This window comes from Paraburkholderia phytofirmans (genome assembly GCF_046028095.1).
In the GTDB taxonomy this organism is placed as follows: domain Bacteria; phylum Pseudomonadota; class Gammaproteobacteria; order Burkholderiales; family Burkholderiaceae; genus Paraburkholderia; species Paraburkholderia phytofirmans_A.
Genome location: NZ_JAQQDJ010000005.1, coordinates 68,842 through 89,593, shown reverse-complemented (window position 1 = coordinate 89,593; position 20,752 = coordinate 68,842). Strand labels below are relative to the sequence as shown.

The window sequence follows — 20,752 nt, the reverse complement described above, 5'->3', positions numbered from 1 at the left end:
CTTGCGCACGCGGCTTTTAATGCTGCCCGACGGTCCCGTTCAATCCGTCGAGCAACTCCGCTCGCATTTCCGCCAGCGACAGATCACGCCGGTCGCGCGGCCTCGGCGCGTCGATGGCGATGTCGCGCACGACGCGCCCCGCGCCTGTGCCATGCGGTGGCGCAAGCAGCAGCACGCGGTCCGACAGATAGAGCGCTTCGTCGAGGTCGTGCGTGACGAGCAGCGCCGCAGTGCCGTGCGAGCGTGTGAGCGTCAGCAGCAGGTCCTGCAGACGCATGCGGGTCATCGCATCGACGGCGCTGAACGGCTCGTCCAGCAATAACAGGTCGGGGCTGGAGAAAAGCCCGCGCACCAGCGCGACGCGCTGCGCCATGCCGCCGGATAACTGCTTGGGCAACGCGTCTCGTACATTGGCGAGGCCGACTTCGCCGAGCAGTTCGGCGACGCGCGGATCGCCGCCACGTCGCGGCCCCGCCGCGAATGCGACATTGTCCGCGACTGAAAGCCAGGGCAGAAGACGCGGCTCCTGGAAGATCACGCCCAGTCGCGCCGACGGGCCATGTTGCGGTACGCCGTCCAGCCGTATCTCACCGTCGAAGTCACGGTCGAGACCCGCGATCGCACGCAACAGCGTGCTCTTTCCACAGCCGCTAGGTCCGACGAGACTGACGATCTCGCCGCGCCCGATTTCGAAGCGCACGCGGTCGAGCACCGCGCGTCCGTCGTAGTGTTTGCTGACGGCGCGGACGTCGAGAAGAGGGCGAGAAAGAGAAACGGAAACTGTCGACATGGGCGATGCTAAACAATTCTTCGAGAAGGTTGGCGTTCGGCAGCGGAGTCGCGCCACGACAGCGCATGCGTCTCGATCGACTTGAGCACGCCGTCGCTCAACTTGCCGAGCAACGCGAGCAACAGGATCGCGCCGAACACAATGTCGGGGCGTCCCGTTTCGCGTCCGTCGCTAAGCAGATAGCCGAGGCCGCGAGTCGCTGCGATCAATTCCGCCGCCACCATGAACATCCACGCAAGACTGAGTCCGGTGCGCAAGCCGGTAAAGATTTGCGGCAGCGATGCGGGCAAAAGAATGCGAGTGAACAGCGCGCGTTGATTGAGCCGATTGACCTCACCGAGTTCGATCAGCTTGCGGTCGACATCGCGAATCCCCGCGACGACACTCAATTGCACTGGAAAAAAGGCACCGATCGCGATGAGGGTGATTTTCGGCGCTTCGTCGATGCCCATCCACAGCAGCAGGATCGGCACCCACGCAAGCGACGGAATCGCGCGCAACGCCTGACAGGCCGGATCGAGCAGCGCATCGATGCGCCGGCTCAATCCCATCGCCGCGCCGACCAGCAGCGCGAGCGCGGAGCCGATTCCGAAGCCCGCGAAAACGCGCAGGCAACTCGCGCCGATATGCCGGCCAAGGCGCGCGCCGCCCATGTCCCAGAGGGTTTGTGCAATCGTGCTGGGCGCCGGCACGAGATGCGCGGGCAATACCGACAGACGGACCAGCCCTTCGACAAGCAGCAGGAAAACCAGCGGCAGCGCAATTCCCGCCACGCGCCACGTCTTCAGCGGATCGCGGCGTGGCGGCGCTTCGCGATGCCGCCGAGCGGGCGAAGCGGAATCGTCGAGCGACAATGAATCGTCGGTGGCCATGGTGTGAGAGCGCTTACTTGCCGGCGTCGGCGGCGATGATGGGCTGCGCGGGCTTGGCGTCGATCAACGCATCGATGACCTGATTCAGATTCGTGTCCGGTTTGACCAGTTGCTCCTGCGTCAGGATCGGTGCGGCCGCCTTGAGCGCGGCGAGCTGTTTTGCACCCGGTTGCGGCTGGCTGAAGTCGTTGCGGCTCAACTGCAGTTTCGCCACCGGCAGCGACACTTTCGATTCCTCGGCGATGATTTTCGCGGTCTCTTCAGGATGGGCCGCGATCCACACGCGCGCCTTTTCGTAAACCTTCAGGACGTGCGCCAGCGTATCGGGATGCGCGCTGATGAAATCTTCGCGCGCGTCGAGCAGGCCCCACGTATTGAAGTCGACGTTGCGGTAGAGCAGGCGTGCGCCGTCGTCGATCTGCGCGGCGGCCATGTGCGGATCGAGACCGGCCCACGCATCCACCTGAGCGTTGGCGAGCGCGACACGTCCATCGGGATGTTGCAGATTCACGATCTCGACGTCGTCGCGGGAGAGTCCGGCGGTGTGCAGCGCGCGCAGCGTAAATAGAAAAGGATCGGTGCCTTTGGTGGCGGCGATCTTTTTGCCCTTCAGATCGGCGAGCGTCCGGATCGGCGAATCCTTGCGCACGACGAGCGCGGTCCATTCGGGACGCGAGAAAACATAGACGGCGCGAATCGGATTGCCGTTGGCCTTGCCGAGCACGGCGGCGAGACCGGCCGTCGAGCCGATATCGATCGCGCCGCTATTCAGGTATTCGAGCGCACGGTTGCTGCCGAGACTCAACACCCATTTCACTTGCGTGTGGTCCGCCGCCAGCTCCTGTTCAAGCCAGCCGTTACGCTTGATGACGAGGCTTTCCGGCGAATAGTACGCATAGTCGAGCTTCAGTTCGGCTGGCGGAGCGGCCTGTGCAGCGCCCGGCGCGACGCTTGCCAAAGCTGAAGCTGCGACGGCCGCGGCCAGCAGGAGATTGCGCACGGCAGCCGACGCGCGTCGCGATGTCTGAATGAACGATAGCGGTGCTGCGCCCCGGAGAAATGGCATGGCTGGTCCTTTTTGCGTTGTTCCGTTATGACCTTTGAATGTACCCAGGTCGCGGTGGCAAACGAACTAATAAAAGCTCACAACCAAAGCACATCGCACGCTATGGCGGCGATGACGTTTGATGACGGCGCGCTGCAGTGTTGCAACGTGGCGCCGGGAAAGCGGAGGAGAGCGGAGGAGAGCGGAACAGGCACGGGCCGGTTCGCGATAAGGCGAATGCCGGCCCGTGTTCGTTGCGCTTAACCGCGCGGAATGCAGCCGCGCGATGTCTTGCGGCAGACGGTACGGGTACTTAGAAATCGAGTCCCGGCCCACCGGCGCCCGGACCGCCGGGCTGGCCCGCAGCCGGCGTATCCTTCGGTGCTTCGTGCACGGTGGCGTCGGTGGTCAGCAGCAGACCCGCAACCGATGCCGCGTTTTGCAGCGCCGTGCGCGTCACCTTGGTCGGATCGAGCACGCCCGATTCCACCAGATCGCCGTACTCACCCGTCTGCGCGTTGTAGCCGAAATTGCCCGTGCCTTCAGCCACTTTCGCGACCACCACGCTGGCTTCTTCGCCGGCATTCGTCACGATCTGACGCAGCGGTTCTTCGAGCGCGCGCAGCACGATCTTGATGCCCGCGTCCTGATCGGCATTCACGCCCTTGAGTCCGCTGATGGCCTGCTTCACGCGAATCAGCGCGACGCCGCCGCCCGGCACGATGCCTTCCTCGACAGCGGCGCGCGTTGCATGCAGCGCGTCGTCGACACGGTCCTTCTTTTCCTTGACCTCGATCTCGGTCGCGCCGCCCACCTTGATGACCGCCACGCCGCCCGCCAGTTTCGCGACCCGTTCCTGCAGTTTCTCGCGGTCGTAGTCCGAGCTCGCTTCCTCGATCTGCGTGCGGATCTGCTTCACGCGCGCTTCGATGTTCTTGCTGTCGCCCGCGCCGTCGATCACGGTGGTGTTTTCCTTGCCGACCTCGATCCGCTTGGCCTGACCGAGTTCGGCGAGCGTCGCTTTTTCGAGCGACAGTCCCGTTTCTTCGGCGATCACCTGGCCGCCGGTCAGAATCGCGATGTCTTCGAGCAGCGCCTTGCGGCGATCGCCGAAGCCCGGCGCCTTGACCGCGACCGTCTTCAGAATGCCGCGAATGTTGTTGACCACCAGCGTGGCGAGCGCTTCGCCTTCCACGTCTTCGGCGATGATCAGAAGCGGGCGGCCGGCTTTGGCGACCTGTTCCAGGATCGGCAGCAGATCACGAATGTTCGACACCTTCTTGTCGTGCAGCAGCACGAACGGGTTGTCGAGCACGGCCACCTGCTTGTCCTGATCGTTGATGAAATACGGCGACAGGTAGCCACGATCGAATTGCAGGCCTTCGACGACGTCGAGTTCATCGTCGAGCGACTTGCCGTCTTCCACGGTGATCACGCCTTCCTTGCCGACGCGGTCGATCGCTTCGGCAATACGCTGCCCGATCGACTCTTCGCCGTTGGCCGAAATCGTCGCGACCTGGGCGATTTCCTTGCTGGTGGTGGTCGGTTTGCTGATCTTCTTCAGCTCGTCGATCGCCGCGATCACGGCCTTGTCGATGCCGCGCTTCAGGTCCAGCGGATTGAGCCCCGCCGCCACATACTTCTGTCCTTCGCGGACGATGGCCTGCGCGAGCACCGTCGCGGTGGTGGTGCCGTCGCCGGCGGCGTCGCTGGTGCGCGAGGCGACTTCCTTCACGAGTTGCGCGCCGATGTTCTGCACGCGGTCCGGCAATTCGATTTCCTTGGCGACCGAGACGCCGTCTTTGGTGACGACCGGCGAACCGAAGCTGCGCTCCAGCACGACATTGCGGCCCTTCGGACCCAGCGTGACCTTGACCGCGTTGGCGAGAATGTTCACGCCTTCAACCAGCTTCGAGCGGGCGACGTCGCTGAAAATAATTTCTTTTGCTGCCATGTTTTGACGCTCCGTTCGTTATTGAGTGACGACTGCGACGACATCTTCCTCGCGCAACACGAGCAGTTCGTTGCCGTCGACTTTGACCGACTGTCCCGCATATTTGCCGAACAGCACGCGTTCGCCGACTTTCAGATCGGGTTCGATACGCTTGCCGTCGCTATCGCGCTTGCCCGGACCGATGGCGATCACTTCGCCCTGATCGGGTTTTTCGGCGGCGCTTTCGGGAATCACGATGCCCGAAGCGGTTTTGGTTTCCTGGTCGAGACGCTTGACGATCAAGCGGTCATGCAAAGGGCGTAGGCTCATGGTTCGATTTCCGCGTTTGAATTCTGGCACTCGTCGGTGGTGAGTGCTGACCGGAATCGAGTATAGAAAGATGGCGCGCGACGCTCCAATAAGCGATTCATCGAAGGTTATGAGCGTTTGGCATTTGGCTCGCGCCATGCACCTGTTTTGATCGGGCAGCGCACATGCCTGACGACGCCTCGATAGAACGATGCACGTCGACGCGCGCGGGCCCGAACGTTGCTGCGTCCAGGCAAGCCGCCGCGTGCTTTTAGCGCGCCGCGCTTGTCCATTCGCGCTTTGGAGATTGTCATGACCGACACGCAACGTCCCACGCCACCGTTTCCGTATCAGCAGCAGGACCAGACGCCCGGGCAAACCGCGCCCATGAAACCGCAACCGGATCACGGCGAGAAGTCGTATAAGGGCTCCGGACGTCTCGCCGGCAAGGCCGCCATCATTACCGGCGGCGACAGCGGAATTGGCCGCGCGGTCGCCATTGCATTCGCACGCGAGGGCGCCGACGTGCTGATTGCCTACCTCAACGAAGACGACGATGCGCGCGAAACCGCGCGCTGGGTTGAGGACGCCGGCCGCAAGGCATTATTGCTGCGGGGCGACATCACGAACCCGGCGCATTGCAAGGAGATCGTCGAGCGAGCGGTCGAGGCGTTCGGCCGGCTCGACGTGCTGGTCAACAATGCGGCCTATCAGATGAGCTACCCGTCGCTCGAAGACATCAGCGACGAAGAGTGGGACAAGACCTTCGATACCAACATCGGCGCGATGTTCAGGATCACGCGGGCGGCGGTGAAGTATATGAAACCGGGTGCGTCGATCGTGAATACGTCGTCGATCAATGCGGATCATCCGAATCCGGGGTTGATCGCCTACGCGACCACCAAAGGCGCGATTCAGAATTTCACTGGCGGCCTTGCGCAATTGCTGGCGGAGAAGGGCATACGGGCGAACTGCGTCGCGCCGGGGCCGATCTGGACACCGTTGATTCCATCGACCATGCCGCCCGGGAAAGTCGAGAAATTCGGTGAGCAGGTACCGATGAAACGCCCCGGTCAGCCCGCCGAACTGGCCGCCGCCTATGTGATGCTGGCCTCCGACGAAGCCAGCTATATCTCGGGTGCGACGATCGCGGTGACGGGCGGAGCGCCGATTATCTAAGCCGGTGAAACCGTGGCGCGGGTCACGGTCCGCGCCACGACGCAGGGCGTGTGCCCATGCGCTGCTCAGAAATTGCCGGAGCGGACACCTCCGCGAGCGCTAGCTTCAGACGCCACTGGCTTCGATCGGTTGATTTGCACGAGACAGCAAGCAAGGGAGCTTTCGAGCGCGTATCAACCTGACCGCAAGGGGTGTTCCTTGCAAATGGTTGACAGCACACCGAGAGAAGTCCATGAACGCTACGCATCGCCAGTGGAGGACGCTGGCGACATCGCGGCGCGGTCTGATATTTGCTACTCCTTCCTTACTACAGCGCAGCGTTCTATGCGCGGCATTTCGATTTCGGGTCCGTCGGCGAGGGCCATCAGGAGACATGGATGCGATCGACGACAGCTGTTGCCCAGCGCGCTCTTGTCGGCATCCCTTGCGTCGCTTTGACTTTGTCGGCCACGAGGGCTCAAGCCAGTCCCATCGCGCCGCTCAACTATTTCCTCCACGCCGCGGGACCGGCCGCCGCACCGACCATGCACTTAGGCTGGGCGATGGCGGGTATTTCGGTCACCGTGACTGTCGTGATTGCAGGATTGCTGATCGCCGCGATCGTTCGCAAGCGTCCTACGGCGCGAGGCGACTCGCTCAATGCCGAAACCGGCGGCATGCGCTGGATTTACATCGGCACGGGCGTGTCGTCGGTGGCCTTGCTCGCGATGCTGGTCTATATCCTCATCACACTGGAGTCGGTTGCAACGCCTGCCACGCATCCTCAGTTGAGCATTACCGTGACCGCGTACGACTGGTGGTGGAAAGTCGACTACGCCGACGATCTCAATCCGGCGCGCAACTTCAGCACCGCCAACGAAATCCACATTCCCGTCGGCGAGCCTGTGAAGATAGCGTTGAAAAGCGCGGACGTCGTGCACGCTTTCTGGGTGCCGCAACTCGCGGGCAAAACGCAGACGATCCCCGGCCAGACCAACGAGCAATGGATCCAGGCCGATCGGGCAGGCATCTATCGCGGGCAATGCTCGCAGTTCTGCGGCGCACAGCACGCGCACATGGCTTTTGAAGTGCTCGCGCAGAGTCCTGCCGATTTCAACGCGTGGCGCGACGCGCAGGGACGAACGGCGGTATCCGCGACTGACAGCAGTGTCGCCACGGGCCGCCATCTGTTCGCCGAGCGCTGCGCCGGCTGCCACACGATTCGCGGCACGGATGCGGACGGTCTGCAAGCGCCCGATCTCACGCATCTGAACTCGCGTCGCCTGATCGCGGCGGGCGCGCTGACCAATACGCCGGATCATTTGCTCGACTGGATTCAGCACGCTCAGTCGATCAAACCCGAGTCGCTGATGCCCAGCATCGCGCTGAGTACCGGCGATGCCGCCGCGCTGTCGGCCTATCTGGCCACGCTGCATTGAAAACTTAGCCGGCAATCAGGGAGCGTCTTTCAATGTCCGACCACGCGAGGCCAGATTCGACACCAGATGCACGGCAAGCCGCGGTACACGCTGCGGCAATGCCACTCACGCGCACGCCGCAATACGGCCGCGTCGCGCCCGGCAGTGCCGAAGAAAAGCGTCTGCGCGAGATCTGGGAAGCGCCGCCGGGTTGGCGCGGCTGGCTCTCGACGGTCGATCACAAGACCATCGGTCTGCGCTATCTGGTGACCGCGTTCGTTTTCCTGCTGATGGGCGGCATCGAAGCGCTCATCATGCGCATCCAACTGGCGCGGCCCAACGCGACGGTTCTCACGCCCGAGCAATACAACCAGCTCTTCACGATGCACGGCGTGACGATGATTTTCCTGTACGCATTGCCGGTGCTGTCCGGCTTCTCCAACTATTTATGGCCACTGGTGCTCGGTTCCCGCGATATGGCGTTTCCGCGTCTGAATGCGCTCTCATACTGGGTGTTTCTGTTTGCCGGCATCTTTCTGTATGCGAGTTTTCCGACGGGGCAGGCGCCGGATGCCGGCTGGTTCAACTACGCGCCGCTCTCCGGGCTCGAGTACAGCACCGGTCCGAATATCGATGTCTACGCGCTCGGCATGGTGCTGCTCGGCATCTCGACCACGGTCGGCTCGATGAACTTCGTGGTCACGCTGCTGCGGATGCGCGCGCCCGGCATGTCGCTGGACCGCATGCCGGTGCTGGTGTGGGGCACGCTCACGGCGTCGGGCGGCAATCTGCTGGCGGTGCCTTCGGTGAGCCTGGCGTTCTTTCTGTTGTGGCTAGACCGGCGCATCGGCACACACTTCTTCGACGTGCTGAACGGCGGACGTCCGCTGCTCTGGCAACACCTGTTCTGGATCTTCGCGCACCCATGGGTCTATGCGGTCGTGCTGCCGGCCATGGGCATCGTCTCCGATGCGTTGCCGGTATTTTGCCGGCGTCCGCTGGTCGGCTATGGGCCCGTCGCGCTCTCGACGGTCGCGACGATGGTGATCGGTTTCGTCGTGTGGATTCACCATATGTTCGCGACCGGGATTCCGGCGCTCGCGCTGTCGTTTTTTGGCGCGGCCAGCATGGTGATCGCGATTCCCAGCGCGGTCGCCACCTTCGCGTGGATCGCGACGATCTGGACCGGCCGGCCCGTGTTTCGCGTGCCGTTCCTGTTTTTCGCGGGCTTCGTGTTTCTGTTCGTGGTGGGCGGCGTATCCGGCGTGATGACCGCTGCCGTTCCATTCGACTGGCAGCTCACCGACACGTACTTCGTGGTCGCGCATCTGCACTACGTGCTGCTTGGCATCAACGTGTTTCCGGTGATCGGCGGCATCTATTTCTGGTTTCCGAAATTCACCGGCAGGATGATGAACGAACGGCTCGGCAAGTTCGGTTTCTGGGTGCTGTTCGCCGGCTTCAATATTGCCTTCTTTCCGATGCATATCGCGGGTCTGCTGGGCATGCCGCGACGCATCTATACGTATCCCGCCGACATGGGCTGGAATACGGTGAATCTCGTTACGTCGCTGGGGTCGTTTCTGTTCGCGGCGGGCGTGTTGATTTTCATGATCGATCTGCTGGTCAGCCTGAAGCGCGGCAGACCGGCCGGCGACAATCCCTGGGACGCGCCCACGCTCGAATGGTCGGTGAGTTCGCCGCCACCGCCGTACAACTTCGCGGTGGTGCCGACGCTGGCAAGCCGTCATCCGCTATGGGAAGGCCGCATCGAGGAGCCAGGCGTCACGCTTCACACGCGCTCGCAACTGCATGAGGGCTATCTGCTCGCGCAAGGCCGCGAGGCGCTGGGTACGACCGCTCTCGAAGCGAATCCCGATGTGATCCTGAAGATGCCGGGCGATTCGTACGCGCCGTTCTGGCTTGCGGTGTTCGCGCCGTTGGTGTTCGCGGGACTCGCGATGAGCGCGTGGACCTTTGCCGGCGCGATGCTGGCGGGATGCGCGGTGTCGATCATCGTCTGGCTGTGGCCCGAACGTGCTTTGATCCAGCGCGAACCGGCCACTGTTCATGACGCTGGAGGAGGTTGACATGAGCGACGCCGCCGATCTGAGCCAGACGCCCGCCCAACCGGCCGAGCCTTTGCCGATCGGCAGCGCGGGCGAACGCTCGGGCGGCTGGTGGGGCTGCCTCACGCTGATCGCAACGGAAGGTGCGTTGTTCGGATATCTGATCTTTTCGTATCTCTATCTGGCCTCGCAGAGCACGCAGCGCTGGCCGCCTGAAGGCCTGCCGAAGCTCGGCCTCGGGATCGCGAACACGGTGATTCTGCTGTCGAGCAGCGTGTTCGTATGGTTGTGCGAGCGCTGCGTGAGGCGCAGGCGCTTGAGGTGGGCCGTGGCCTCGATGGCGCTGGGCGTCCTGCTCGGCATCGTATTCGTGGGCATTCAGCTGCTCGAATGGCACGATCATCCGTACGGGCTGACCACGCATCTGTATGGCTCGCTGTATTTCACCATCACGGGGTTCCATATGGCGCACGTCTTGGTCGGGATCGTCGTGTTGCTGTTTTTGCTGTTGTGGACCGCGCTGGGCTATTTCGACGAGAAACGCTGCGCGGCGCTGACCATCGGCGGCCTGTACTGGCATTTCGTCGACGTCGTGTGGTTGTTCATTTTCAGCACGCTGTATCTGACGCCTTACCTGTTTCGGAATCTGTCATGGCCGGCAACATGAAGCCGCCACTGAGCGTCGAATCGTCAGCTGCGTCGGCGGTGTCCATGCGACATGTGCTGATCGGCCTCGTTGTCGCGCCGTGTGCATGGCTCGCACAGATGATCATCGCTGAGACGCTGGCCGCGCGGAGTTGTTATCCACTCGATCAGCCGCTGGCGTCGCCGGCACTTCCGTGGATGAGGCCGGCGCTCGTCGTCATCAGCGCGCTATGTCTCGCGGCCGGCGCGTTTGGCGCGCTGACGGCCTGGCGAAACGTTCGTCGCCTCGAAGTGGCGAAAGAGGGCGCCTCGGCCGGCATAGGCCAGAGACGCAGCGGACTCGACGCTTTCCTGACACGCATCGCCGTGATGTGCAGTGCGTTGTTTCTGTTCGCGTTGATTGCAACCGATATCGCACTGGCGCTCGTGTCGCCGTGCAAGTGGTGGTGACGATGCGCGCGCCTCATCCGTTTGTTTCACCATGCCGCGAAGGCCCTCGTGGGCGATGGCTTCGGCACGGCCCACGCGTTGCCGCTGCGATGCTCGCCATGATCCTCGGCGCGCTTGCTTCCAGCTACACAGCAGCAGGCTCCGCATCCGGCAGCGCGACGTCGGCCGATGCCGCGCAGATCGCGCGCGGCGCCTATCTCGCGAAGGCCGCCGACTGCGCAGGCTGCCATACGGCCGCGCCACGCGTCGTGCGGCCCGGCACGGCGCCGATTCCGGCGACCCCGTTCGCCGGCGGTCTCGGCATGGCCTCGCCGTTCGGCACGATCAATTCGTCGAACATCACGCCGGACCCGCGGGCAGGCATTGGCCTCTACAGCTATGACGACTTCGCGCGTGCATTGCGCGACGGCGTTGCGCGAGGCGGCAAGCGGCTTTACCCGGCGATGCCGTACCTATCGTTCGCGAAGATCGACGATGACGACATGCACGCACTCTACGCATATTTCATGCATGGCGTGCAACCGGTGGCCACGCCCGCGCCGCCAACCCGATTGCCGTTCCCATTCAACCAGCGCTGGGCGCTCATGTTCTGGGACTGGGCGTTCGCGCCAGGCGAGCGTTTCAAGCCGGAAGCAGGGCGCGACGCGCAATGGAATCGCGGCGCGTATCTCGTGCAATCGTTAGGTCACTGTGGCGCGTGCCACACGCCACGCGGGCCGGCTTATGAGGAACGCGGCTACACCGAGGCGAGTCCGCTGTATCTGACCGGCGGCACCAACGACCACTGGTTCGCACCGAACCTCACGGGCGACGCCGGTTCGGGTTTGGGCCGAAGCTCCGCGGAGGATATCGCCGCTTTCCTGAAGCACGGCCACGGCGGCGGCCTGGTCGCGTTCGGCAGCATGGTTCAAGTGGTGGAGGACAGCACGCAGTATCTCGACGATGCCGACCTTGCGGCTATCGCTGCTTATCTGAAGAGCCTGCCGCCGCGCGCTCAGAGCGGGCACTTCAATGCAGGTTCGCGGGGCGCGCTGCAAAGCGTGCAGGCGCTGAAGACGGGTGAGCTCGAGCGGCCGGGCGCGGGCATCTACGCAACGTATTGCGCGCGCTGCCATCAGTCGGACGGCGCGGGCGTACCGCAAAAATATCCGCGCCTTGCGGGCAATCCGGCCGTGCTCGCTCCACAAACGACCTCGTTGGTGCGTCTGCTCGTGGAGGGCGGGGGCAGTCCGAGCACCGTCGGCGGACCTGAGCCGCGCAAGATGCCGGCCTTCGCGGACAAACTGACGGATAGCGAACTCGCGCACGTTCTGACCTTCATCCGCAACACGTGGGGCAATGCGGCCGAGCCGGTCACGACCCATGACGTGTCGGCAGTGCGGCAAGCGTTGCACAAGTAACGGCCGTGGAAGGTATGCGTTCGGCGGCGTCGGCCGGAATGCGCCCACGCGCGCGGCCGGCCGAGTCATGACGCGTGCTCTATTTGTCGTGATGGCCGGGCAGCACTGCGCCGAGCACCTGTTTGGCCGTCTCGACGATCACGTTGCCCTGGTTCGGGTCGCCCTTTATCAGCGTCGACGCGAACGCCTTGGCTTGCGCCAGCGTGATATGCGGCGGCAAGGGCGCGATATTCGGATCGGCCTTGACTTCGATGACCACCGGGCAATTCGCGGCGAGTGCTTCGTCCCACGCCGCGCCCATCTGCTCGGCGTCGTCGACGTAGATGCCTTTCAGGCCGATCAATTCAGCAAACTTGTGATAGGGCACCGAGGGAATATCCTGCGATGCCTCGAACTTGGGATCGCCCTCCATCACACGCTGCTCCCACGTGACCTGGTTGAGATCGCCGTTGTTCAGTACCATGCAGATCCAGCGCGGATCGGCCCAGTTTTTCCAGTACTTCGAAACCGTGATCAGTTCCGCCATGTTGTTCATCTGCATTGCGCCGTCGCCGACTAGCGCGATCACGGGCCGTTCGGGGTAGGCGAACTTCGCGGCGATCGCGTACGGCACGGCCGCGCCCATCGATGCGAGTCCGCCGGACAGCGAACACATCATGCCGCGCTGTACCTTCAGGTCGCGGGCGAACCAGTTCGCGCACGATCCGGAATCGCTCGTGACGATGGTGTTGGCCGGGATCCGTTTGGACATCTCCCACACCGTGCGCTGCGGATTGACCGCATCCTTGCCGGGCTGATGCGCGCGCTTCTCGAGTGTCTTCCACCAGTCCGCGGTCCAGCCTTCGATCTTCTTGCGCCAAGCGCGGTCCGGCTTTTCTTCGAGCAGCGGCAGCAACGCGCGCAGGGTTTCGACACTGTCGCCGACCAGGTTCACTTCCATTGGATAACGCAGGCTCAGCATGTCGGCCTTGAGGTCGATCTGCACGCCGCGGGCCGCGCCTTCTTTCGGTAGAAACTCCGCATAAGGAAAGCCCGAACCGATCATCAGCAGCGTGTCGCATTCGGTCATCAGGTCGTAGCTCGGCCTGGTGCCGAGCAGGCCGATCGAACCCGTGACCCAGGGCAGATCGTCGGGCAGGGCGGCTTTGCCGAGCAGCGCCTTGGCCACACCCGCACCGAGTTTTTCGGCGACGGCGATGACTTCGTCGGTGGCATGCAGAGCGCCGGCGCCGACGAGGATCGCGATTTTCTTGCCGGCGTTGAGGACGTCTGCGGCTTGCTGGAGATCGTCGGGATAGGGCATGAGACGCGGCGCGCGATAGCCCACGCCCGAATGCAGCGTGCCGTGCTTGCGGCCGGGGGCTTCGTAGGGCAGATCCTGCAGATCGTTGGGCAGCACAATCGCGGTGACCTTGCGCTCGGAGAGCGCAATGCGCACGGCACGGTCGACCAGATGGCGCACCTGAGCGGGAACGCTGGCCTGTTGAACGAAGGCGCCGGCGACGTCCTTGAACATCGAGACGAGGTCGAGTTCCTGCTGATAATGGCCGCCGAGGGCCGCGCGGGCTTGCTGGCCGGCGATGGCAAGGACCGGCATGTGATCCATCCGCGCGTCGTACAGCCCGGTAATCAGATGCGAGGCGCCGGGCCCCGAGGTGGCGATGCACACACCGAGTTCGCCGGTAAATTTGGCGTGCGCCGTGGCCATAAAAGCGGCCATTTCCTCGTGACGGACCTGGATGAATTCGATCGGAGCCGGTGCGTCCTTGTCTTCGTCTTTGTCTTTGCGATGTTTGCGGGCTTCGGTTTGGGCGCGGTTGAGGGCCCCGAAGACGCCGTTGATGCCGTCGCCCGGATAACCGTAGATGCGGCGAACGCCCCACGCATGGAGCCGTTCGATGATGAAATCGCCGACGGTGTCGGACATCACTCTCTCCTTGAAAACGATTAAAGCGGCGACGTTCTCTGCGATGCAGCGGTGCCATCGCGCCGTTCGTCGTGTGCCTGCTTCGCCTGTCGCAAGTCCCGTTCCGCGGTATTGCAGGCTGTAATCGTCAAGGGTGGTGTGCGATGAGCGCGACACGGTGCGCCGGTTATTTCACTGACCGTCCGCGGTTGACCTGCGAACCGCTGCCGTTTCCGTGAACTTCAGATCGCGGCGCACGCTCCGCCTTCTGGCGGATGACGGGCGGCGAGGAGAGGGTGAGGGCGTGGCAGCGGGGCGCCCGCTTTCCACCAGTTGATGAGACAGCGCTTCGAGCTTATTGCGAAGGAGTTCGCTCGCCGCTATCTGTTCGGCGAGCGCCATTTCCCGCGACGCCAATTCTCCTTCGACGTTCGCACAACGTGTCAGCGACGTCGCCAACTGGGTTTTCGCCTCAGTGAGGGCATCACGCAACTGGTCTCGCTCCTCCTGATGCGTGGCTTGAGCCTCGGCCATCCGATCGATGGCGGCTTGTAGTTCCTGGCGCGTCTGGCGCGCGGCCGTCCGCTCGCTGTCGATCTCGAGAAGCGCCCGCTTTTCAGTCGCGGCCAGGCGCTGTTCGCTCTGATTGTGCATGACACGCAGCTTGCCCAATTCGTCGGCGAATTCCCGTCTGGCGTCCGACAGCGCCGTCGAGGCGGCCGCGCTTTCTTTCCTGGACTGCGCGAGTTGCTCGGTCAGCATGGTTCTGGCGGTTTCCAGTTCGACCAGGCGAGCGAGCAGCTTCGCGTTTTCGGTCCGGACGTCGGCTGCGTCGCGGGATGCCTGCTCGGCGGCAGCGAGCGCAGTGTCGCGTTCCGCGGCCAACCCTTGTGTGTGTTCGCGTGTCTCGGCGACTTCGCGCTGGGCGTCCTGCCTGAAGGCTTCCAGCGCCGCATTTGCTGCGTCGCCGGATAGCCGCCAAAGCGTCGCCGCCAATTCGCCGGCGGCCGTTGCGACTTCGGCTGGCAAATCCGGTTGCCCGACGTCGACCCGCGTCTTGTCCCTGACTTCCGCCCAGAAGTCTCGCAACGCTTTCGCCGGCGCGCTCATGCTGCCTTTGCGAACCAGTTGGTAGAGCTTGTTCGCCGTCGGCGTCTCTCCGTAACGGAAGAACATCAGCCCGCACACCTCGCGATAGAGCTCCTGCGTGTCCGGGATGCGTTCACGCAGCGCTTCGATGTCGGTTTCGAGAGGCATAAGGATCCTTGGCAGCTGATTTGTCCGGATGCATTGATAATACAACGTATAACGTTGGATAACCAATTTTCCGCTACCCACTACACGACATTAGTACTATAATGTCGTGTAGTTAGTATTAGACGTTTTCCGCATCGAACCTTGCCTTTGGGACCTCTAGAACGTGCCTGATGCTCAACTTGTCACCGTTCAGCCTGTCGAATCGCTCGTCGTTCCCGAAATTCTCGACGGTCGCGACGGCGCCAATCGTGGCGCGGCCGGTGGCTCGCAGTTGTCGGCCACCAACGATCTCGACGCCGTCCGCGCCTGGCTTTCGAACTACGCCGACACCAGGACAACATTCGATAACTACCGCAAGGAAGCCGAGCGGCTGCTGCTGTGGGCCGTCGTGCAACTCGGCAAACCGCTGTCGTCGCTGACGCACGAGGATCTGCTGCTGTTCAAGGGCTTTCTCGTCGATCCGCAGCCGGCTGCTCGCTGGGTGTCGAGCACGGGCGGCAAGTTTCCCCGCGGCGACGAACGCTGGCGTCCGTTCAATGGGCCGCTGTCGCCGGCCAGCCAGCGTCAGGCGTTGATCATCCTGAACGCGATGTTCACGTGGCTGGTCAGCGCCGGTTATCTGCGAGGCAATCCCATGGCGCTGCTTCGACAGCGCGCCAAACGCTCCGCGCCGCGCGTAACGCGCTATCTGTCGACGTCGCTGTGGGATGAAGTGAAGGTGTTTGTCGAGCAACTGCCGCGCGAGTCCGCGGACGAGCGTGCCTATTACGCCCGCAGCCGCTGGCTGACGACGCTTTTCTACCTTCAGGGCATGCGCATATCCGAAGTCGCCGGCGGGAAAATGGGGGATTTTTCCCGTCGACTAGGCGCTGATGGCAAGGATCAGTGGTGGCTCGAAACGCTCGGCAAGGGAAACAAGGAACGCATTGTCCCCGCCTCGCCCGAACTGATTCAGGAAATGCGGTTTTACCGAACTGAAAATGGTTTGGCGCCGCTGCCCACTCGCAGCGAAGAAACGCCCCTGGTCATTCCATTCAGAGGCCGTAACCGATGTTTGTCCCGTTCCGCCATTCACGACGCGATCAAGAGCATTTTTGGCAATGCGGCTACTTGGTTGCGCTCGAAAGGCGCCGAGTTCTCAGATCGGGCGGATGAACTGGAGCGGGCATCGGCGCACTGGCTTCGGCATACCGCGGGTTCGCATCAAGCGGACGGCGGCGTGGATCTGCGCACGATCCGTGACAACCTGGGCCACGTGTCGCTCAACACGACCAGCCTCTACCTCCATACCGAAGACGATGCACGCCATCGCGAGACCGTGGATCGCCACCGCATGAACTGGGACGATTCCAAGCCCGAGGGGAAGTGAGGCTGATTTCGATGAGCAGCGCAGGGATCGATAGACACTTCTCCACCTACCGATCCCTTCCGGCCCCGCCCGCCCGACTGCGAGCGCCAGAGCCGTCCCACATCACTTGCGCTTGAGTTGCGACAGATCCCGCACCGCGCCGCGGTCGGCGGAGGTGGCCAGCGCGGCGTACGCCTGCAACGCTTGCGACACCACGCGTTCACGATTCGCCGGCTGCCAGGCCTTGTCGCCGCGAGCCTCCATGGCTTCGCGACGGCGCGCCAATTCCGCGTCCGACACCACCAGGTGCATCTTGCGGTTGGGAATGTCGATCTCGATCACATCGCCCTCTTCCACCAGGCCGATCGTGCCGCCTTCAGCCGCTTCCGGCGACGCATGCCCGATCACCAGCCCCGACGAACCACCCGAGAAGCGGCCGTCCGTGAACAACGCGCAGCTCTTGCCCAGTCCCTTGGACTTCAGATACGACGTGGGGTAAAGCATTTCCTGCATGCCGGGACCGCCCTTCGGGCCTTCGTAGCGGATCACGACCACGTCGCCCGCTACGACCTTGTCGCCCAGAATGGCTTCGACGGCGTCGTCCTGGCTCTCGAAGACGCGCGCGCGACCGGAGAAAATCCACTGCGATTCATCGACACCGGCGGTCTTGACGATACAGCCCTTCTCCGCGAGGTTGCCGTAGAGCACGGCGAGGCCGCCGTCTTTCGAATAGGCGCTCTGCTTGCTGCGGATGCAACCGGTTTTGCGGTCGGTATCGAGTTCGGCAAAGGTGGCTTCCTGGCTAAACGCGACCGTGGTCGGAATGCCGCCCGGCGCCGCGCGGAAAAACTTCTGCGCTTCCTCACCCGCGCCACCGGCGACGTCCCATTTGGCGATGGCGTTGCCCAGCGTGCCGCTATGCACGTTGCCGCACGACAGATCGAGCAGTTCCGCGCGGGCCAGTTCGCCGAGAATGCCGGGAATGCCGCCGGCACGATGCACGTCTTCGATATGGAACTTGTCGGTGGCGGGCGCCACTTTGCACAGGCACGGCACTTTACGCGAGATGCGATCGATGTCGGACATCGTGAAATCGACGCCACCTTCCTGCGCGGCGGCCAGCAGATGCAGCACGGTATTGGTCGAACCGCCCATGGCGACGTCGAGCGCCATGGCGTTCTCGAAGGCCTGCTTGCTGGCAATGTTGCGCGGCAGGACCGAGGCGTCGTCTTCCTGATAGTAGCGGCGGCACAGGTCCACCACGAGACGGCCGGCCTGCTCGAACAGACCCTTGCGCCAGGCGTGCGTGGCGACGATCGTACCGTTGCCCGGCAGCGCCAGACCGATAGCTTCGGTCAGGCAGTTCATCGAGTTCGCGGTGAACATGCCCGAGCACGAACCGCACGTCGGGCACGCGCTGCGCTCGATTTCCGCCACTTCGGCGTCGCTTACGCGGGAGTCGCCTGCCTTGATCATCGCGTCGATCAGGTCGATCTTGGCGATCACCTGGCCGTCCGTCGGCGATTTGACCTTGCCCGCTTCCATCGGACCGCCGGAGACGAACACGACGGGGATGTTCAGGCGCATGGCGGCCATCAGCATGCCCGGGGTGATCTTGTCGCAATTGGAGATGCAGACCATCGCGTCGGCGCAGTGCGCGTTGACCATGTACTCCACCGAGTCGGCGATCAATTCGCGCGAAGGCAGCGAATACAGCATGCCGCCGTGACCCATGGCGATGCCGTCGTCGACGGCGATGGTGTTGAATTCCTTGGCGACGCCGCCGGCCGCTTCGATTTCCTTCGCGACGAGTGCACCGAGGTCGCGCAGATGCACATGGCCCGGCACGAACTGCGTGAACGAGTTCACCACCGCGATAATGGGCTTGCCGAAATCACCGTCCTTCATTCCGGTGGCACGCCACAAGGCGCGCGCGCCGGCCATGTTGCGGCCATGGGTCGAAGTTTTCGAACGATAGTCAGGCATCTGTGTCCTCAGGTATTGGGGTCGTCAAAATTGGAATTGTGCCCAGACTGGCCGCTGCGCCGCTTGCGGACAGCGACAGCGCAGCGATGGCCCGCGGACGGCGGCCGACAATGACACGCGCGCGCGGCTGGGAAGGTACGAATAGTGCGAGAGGACGCGTAAGACGTCCAATATATTTTTCCGGCGCGATTAGGTCGAAAAAGATATTAATCGGCGATTGGACGAGACGAAGAAGCGGCGGTTGCCTTAAACGTTCCCGTTACCACGCCGGGCATTAGCGGAACCCATATTCAGGGTTACTGCGATCGAAAACCGATTCGCTCCAGTGGCGCGGCACGACGTCTTCGAAACGGATCAGCTCCAGCAGGCCGCCCTGCTCGTCCCACGCGGCTTCGCCACTGGGCCACGTGTGCTGAAGATCGAACAGCAGCCGCACGCGCGGTGCGTAATGCGTGGGCGGTCCCGACGGAGCCGTCCATGTCCACGCCAGCAAGCGCGTGCCGTGCGCGTTCATGAGTTCGATACGGCTCGGCTTTTCGCTGAGGCCCTCTTCACGAAAACTGCGCGCATCGTGCTCGACGGTGCGCGCGATGAACTGCAGGCCCAGATCCCGGACGCTATGGCGGGACTGCGCGTGCGCAAACGGACCGTCGACAGCGACCTTGCCCGACACGACATGCAGCCGGCCGCCGAGATGGCCGACGATGCTGCCGGGGTCCGTGGTTTCGTCGTAGACAATCTCCTGTCCCGCATGGGCGCCATCGGGCAGCCATTTTACGTAGACTCTTCGCGGGCTGTCCTGATATCGGATCATCATGTGATCGGGCCGCTCCGGCCATCTTCCGGAGATGCGCTCCTGCCGGAACATGCTGTATTCGTAGGCGTCGTCGGCAATCATCTCGGACTTCGCGTATTCGACGAAGGCGTCTGGCTTCATCGCGTCCATCAGCGCGAGGATCTGGTCGTCGGTCAGCGTCAGAATCGAGTGGTTTTCGATCCGCGTGCGCAACGACGTCGCCTGTTCGCGAGCCGTGAGACAGCGGAACTCGTCGATGTCCGCATTCACGGTATCCGACGCGCCGGCATCCGCACATCCCGCCGATGTGGCGGATGAAGCCGGCGCCGTCGAGCTAGCCGGTTGCGCAAACGCGCCCGTGGAGACAACCAGGCATGTCAAGGCGAGCACGTACAGCAACATCCGCACGATTGCGGGGCGTCCCGCGGCACGCAGCATAAGCCGGCGTACCGGATGTTCGGAAATGCCAGATCCGCAAAACGTCATGGGTTTGATCCGTGCTGGTTTACCGGCGTTTGAAGGATTGCCCGAGCGTGCTGCATGCGTCGATCGCCATGGGCCGCAATTGGGCCTCGGAGAGTTGACCCGTCAGCGCGCACCCCGTTCCCTGACTGCTCCAGTAGAACGTGCTGCGATCACCGTCGCGAAACAGGCGGAATGCCGCCGCATCTTTCGGAACCGCTTCGACGTACATCGTGAGCCGGGCGCCGGACGTGTTCTGATACATGAATTGCGCCGCAGGTCCGGATTCACCGGGCAGCAGGCGACCGCCGATCAGCGAGTACCCATATTCCCGGAGCGAAGCCACCGACAAGCGTCGATCGAGGCGTCGCGACAGCCAGTTGACCAGTTGATCGCGTTGCAGCGCCGCGACCTCCACGGGATGGTGTTGTTCAGGCGCGTACACCGCGAAAGCGAGATCGGCGCGCTCCGCGAACACGGGTGGATGGGCCGCGAATTGCGCCGACACCCAGGCGGATGACAAGCCGAGCGCCACGCCCATCGCCATGCAGGAGGCGGCAAGGCCGGCCCGCCGCCACCACGGCGCGAGGCGGCACACGACGATACAACGCGCTTCGTCTCGCGGCTCCCGGAACAATGCCGTCAGCGCGGCTTTTTGCGCGCGGTAATCGTCCACGCGTGCGGCCGCCTCAGGGTCGGTCGTCAGCCAGACGAGCGTGGCTGCGCGTTCCGACGCGCACAACTCATTGTCAGCAAACGCCGATAGCGGCCGCCAATCCATACTGCCCACGCCTCGCCTCCCGCGGTTGCTGCGTCGTTCATGGCTGGTTTGCCATTTATAACTACCCTGCCCTGATGCCGAACTCGAAAGACCCAGCGTCAATACCCTGAATAAACGCCCGCCAGAG

17 protein-coding genes are annotated in these 20,752 nt (G+C 63.3%); 7 read left to right on the top strand and 10 right to left on the bottom strand.

What is annotated here, in order from left to right; genetic code table 11:
* Window positions 1-16 precede the first annotated feature (16 nt).
* From PQR54_RS16240 to PQR54_RS16220, 5 genes are all read right to left on the bottom strand, one after another.
* Complete coding sequence (locus PQR54_RS16240) at window positions 17-790, bottom strand: ABC transporter ATP-binding protein (protein WP_408247345.1); 774 nt, start codon at window positions 788-790, stop codon at window positions 17-19.
* An 8-nt stretch (window positions 791-798) separates the two neighbouring features.
* The gene (locus tag PQR54_RS16235; protein WP_408247343.1) at window positions 799-1,662 is read right to left on the bottom strand and encodes an ABC transporter permease; all 864 of its coding nucleotides are present in this window, start codon (window positions 1,660-1,662) and stop codon (window positions 799-801) included.
* Window positions 1,663-1,675: 13 nt separating this feature from the next.
* Entirely contained in the window at window positions 1,676-2,728 is a 1,053-nt protein-coding gene (locus tag PQR54_RS16230) for an aliphatic sulfonate ABC transporter substrate-binding protein (protein WP_408247340.1), read from the bottom strand.
* 292 nt (window positions 2,729-3,020) lie between these two features.
* Window positions 3,021-4,661: a chaperonin GroEL gene (groL, locus tag PQR54_RS16225; RefSeq protein WP_408247338.1), complete on the bottom strand. Its 1,641-nt coding sequence runs from the start codon at window positions 4,659-4,661 to the stop codon at window positions 3,021-3,023.
* 18 nt (window positions 4,662-4,679) lie between these two features.
* On the bottom strand, window positions 4,680-4,970 hold the full coding sequence (locus tag PQR54_RS16220) for a co-chaperone GroES (RefSeq protein WP_007177123.1): 291 nt from the start codon (window positions 4,968-4,970) through the stop codon (window positions 4,680-4,682).
* A gap of 291 nt (window positions 4,971-5,261) precedes the next feature.
* Between PQR54_RS16220 and PQR54_RS16215 the strand changes: the two genes are divergently transcribed.
* From PQR54_RS16215 to PQR54_RS16190, 6 genes are all read left to right on the top strand, one after another.
* A complete protein-coding gene (locus PQR54_RS16215; RefSeq protein WP_408247336.1) occupies window positions 5,262-6,128 on the top strand; it encodes an SDR family oxidoreductase in 867 nt (288 codons plus the stop codon).
* A 377-nt stretch (window positions 6,129-6,505) separates the two neighbouring features.
* Window positions 6,506-7,546, top strand: coding sequence for a cytochrome c oxidase subunit II (gene coxB, locus PQR54_RS16210; protein ID WP_408247334.1), 1,041 nt, complete (start codon window positions 6,506-6,508; stop codon window positions 7,544-7,546).
* 32 nt (window positions 7,547-7,578) lie between these two features.
* Complete coding sequence (gene ctaD / locus PQR54_RS16205) at window positions 7,579-9,615, top strand: cytochrome c oxidase subunit I (protein ID WP_408247333.1); 2,037 nt, start codon at window positions 7,579-7,581, stop codon at window positions 9,613-9,615.
* A 1-nt stretch (window position 9,616) separates the two neighbouring features.
* Complete coding sequence (locus tag PQR54_RS16200; protein ID WP_408247330.1) at window positions 9,617-10,261, top strand: cytochrome c oxidase subunit 3; 645 nt, start codon at window positions 9,617-9,619, stop codon at window positions 10,259-10,261.
* Window positions 10,258-10,689 (top strand): hypothetical protein, encoded by a 432-nt coding sequence (locus PQR54_RS16195; protein ID WP_408247328.1) that lies wholly within the window; start codon window positions 10,258-10,260, stop codon window positions 10,687-10,689. Before PQR54_RS16200 ends, PQR54_RS16195 begins: the two co-directional genes overlap by 4 nt.
* Before the next feature lie 98 nt (window positions 10,690-10,787).
* On the top strand, window positions 10,788-12,089 hold the full coding sequence (locus PQR54_RS16190; protein WP_408248051.1) for a cytochrome c: 1,302 nt from the start codon (window positions 10,788-10,790) through the stop codon (window positions 12,087-12,089).
* 79 nt (window positions 12,090-12,168) lie between these two features.
* Here the strand turns inward: PQR54_RS16190 and PQR54_RS16185 are convergent, their stop codons facing one another.
* Window positions 12,169-14,016, bottom strand: a complete 1,848-nt coding sequence (locus tag PQR54_RS16185; RefSeq protein ID WP_408247326.1) for a thiamine pyrophosphate-requiring protein — start codon at window positions 14,014-14,016, stop codon at window positions 12,169-12,171.
* A 171-nt stretch (window positions 14,017-14,187) separates the two neighbouring features.
* Entirely contained in the window at window positions 14,188-15,333 is a 1,146-nt protein-coding gene (locus PQR54_RS16180; RefSeq protein WP_408247323.1) for a DNA-binding protein, read from the bottom strand.
* Window positions 15,334-15,415: 82 nt separating this feature from the next.
* Here PQR54_RS16180 and PQR54_RS16175 point away from each other — a divergent pair, with 82 nt between their 5' ends.
* Entirely contained in the window at window positions 15,416-16,621 is a 1,206-nt protein-coding gene (locus tag PQR54_RS16175) for a tyrosine-type recombinase/integrase (protein ID WP_408247321.1), read from the top strand.
* 102 nt (window positions 16,622-16,723) lie between these two features.
* On the opposite strand, the gene ilvD is transcribed toward PQR54_RS16175, so the two are convergent.
* The 3 genes from ilvD to PQR54_RS16160 all read right to left on the bottom strand — a co-directional run bounded on the left by ilvD (window position 16,724) and on the right by PQR54_RS16160 (window position 20,625).
* A complete protein-coding gene (gene ilvD / locus PQR54_RS16170; RefSeq protein ID WP_408247319.1) occupies window positions 16,724-18,586 on the bottom strand; it encodes a dihydroxy-acid dehydratase in 1,863 nt (620 codons plus the stop codon).
* Window positions 18,587-18,860: 274 nt separating this feature from the next.
* Window positions 18,861-19,820 carry a DUF1571 domain-containing protein gene (locus tag PQR54_RS16165; RefSeq protein WP_408247317.1) on the bottom strand — a complete coding sequence of 320 codons (960 nt, stop codon included), beginning with the start codon at window positions 19,818-19,820 and terminating at the stop codon, window positions 18,861-18,863.
* 67 nt (window positions 19,821-19,887) lie between these two features.
* A complete protein-coding gene (locus tag PQR54_RS16160; protein ID WP_408248049.1) occupies window positions 19,888-20,625 on the bottom strand; it encodes an anti-sigma factor family protein in 738 nt (245 codons plus the stop codon).
* Between the last annotated feature and the right edge of the window lie 127 nt (window positions 20,626-20,752).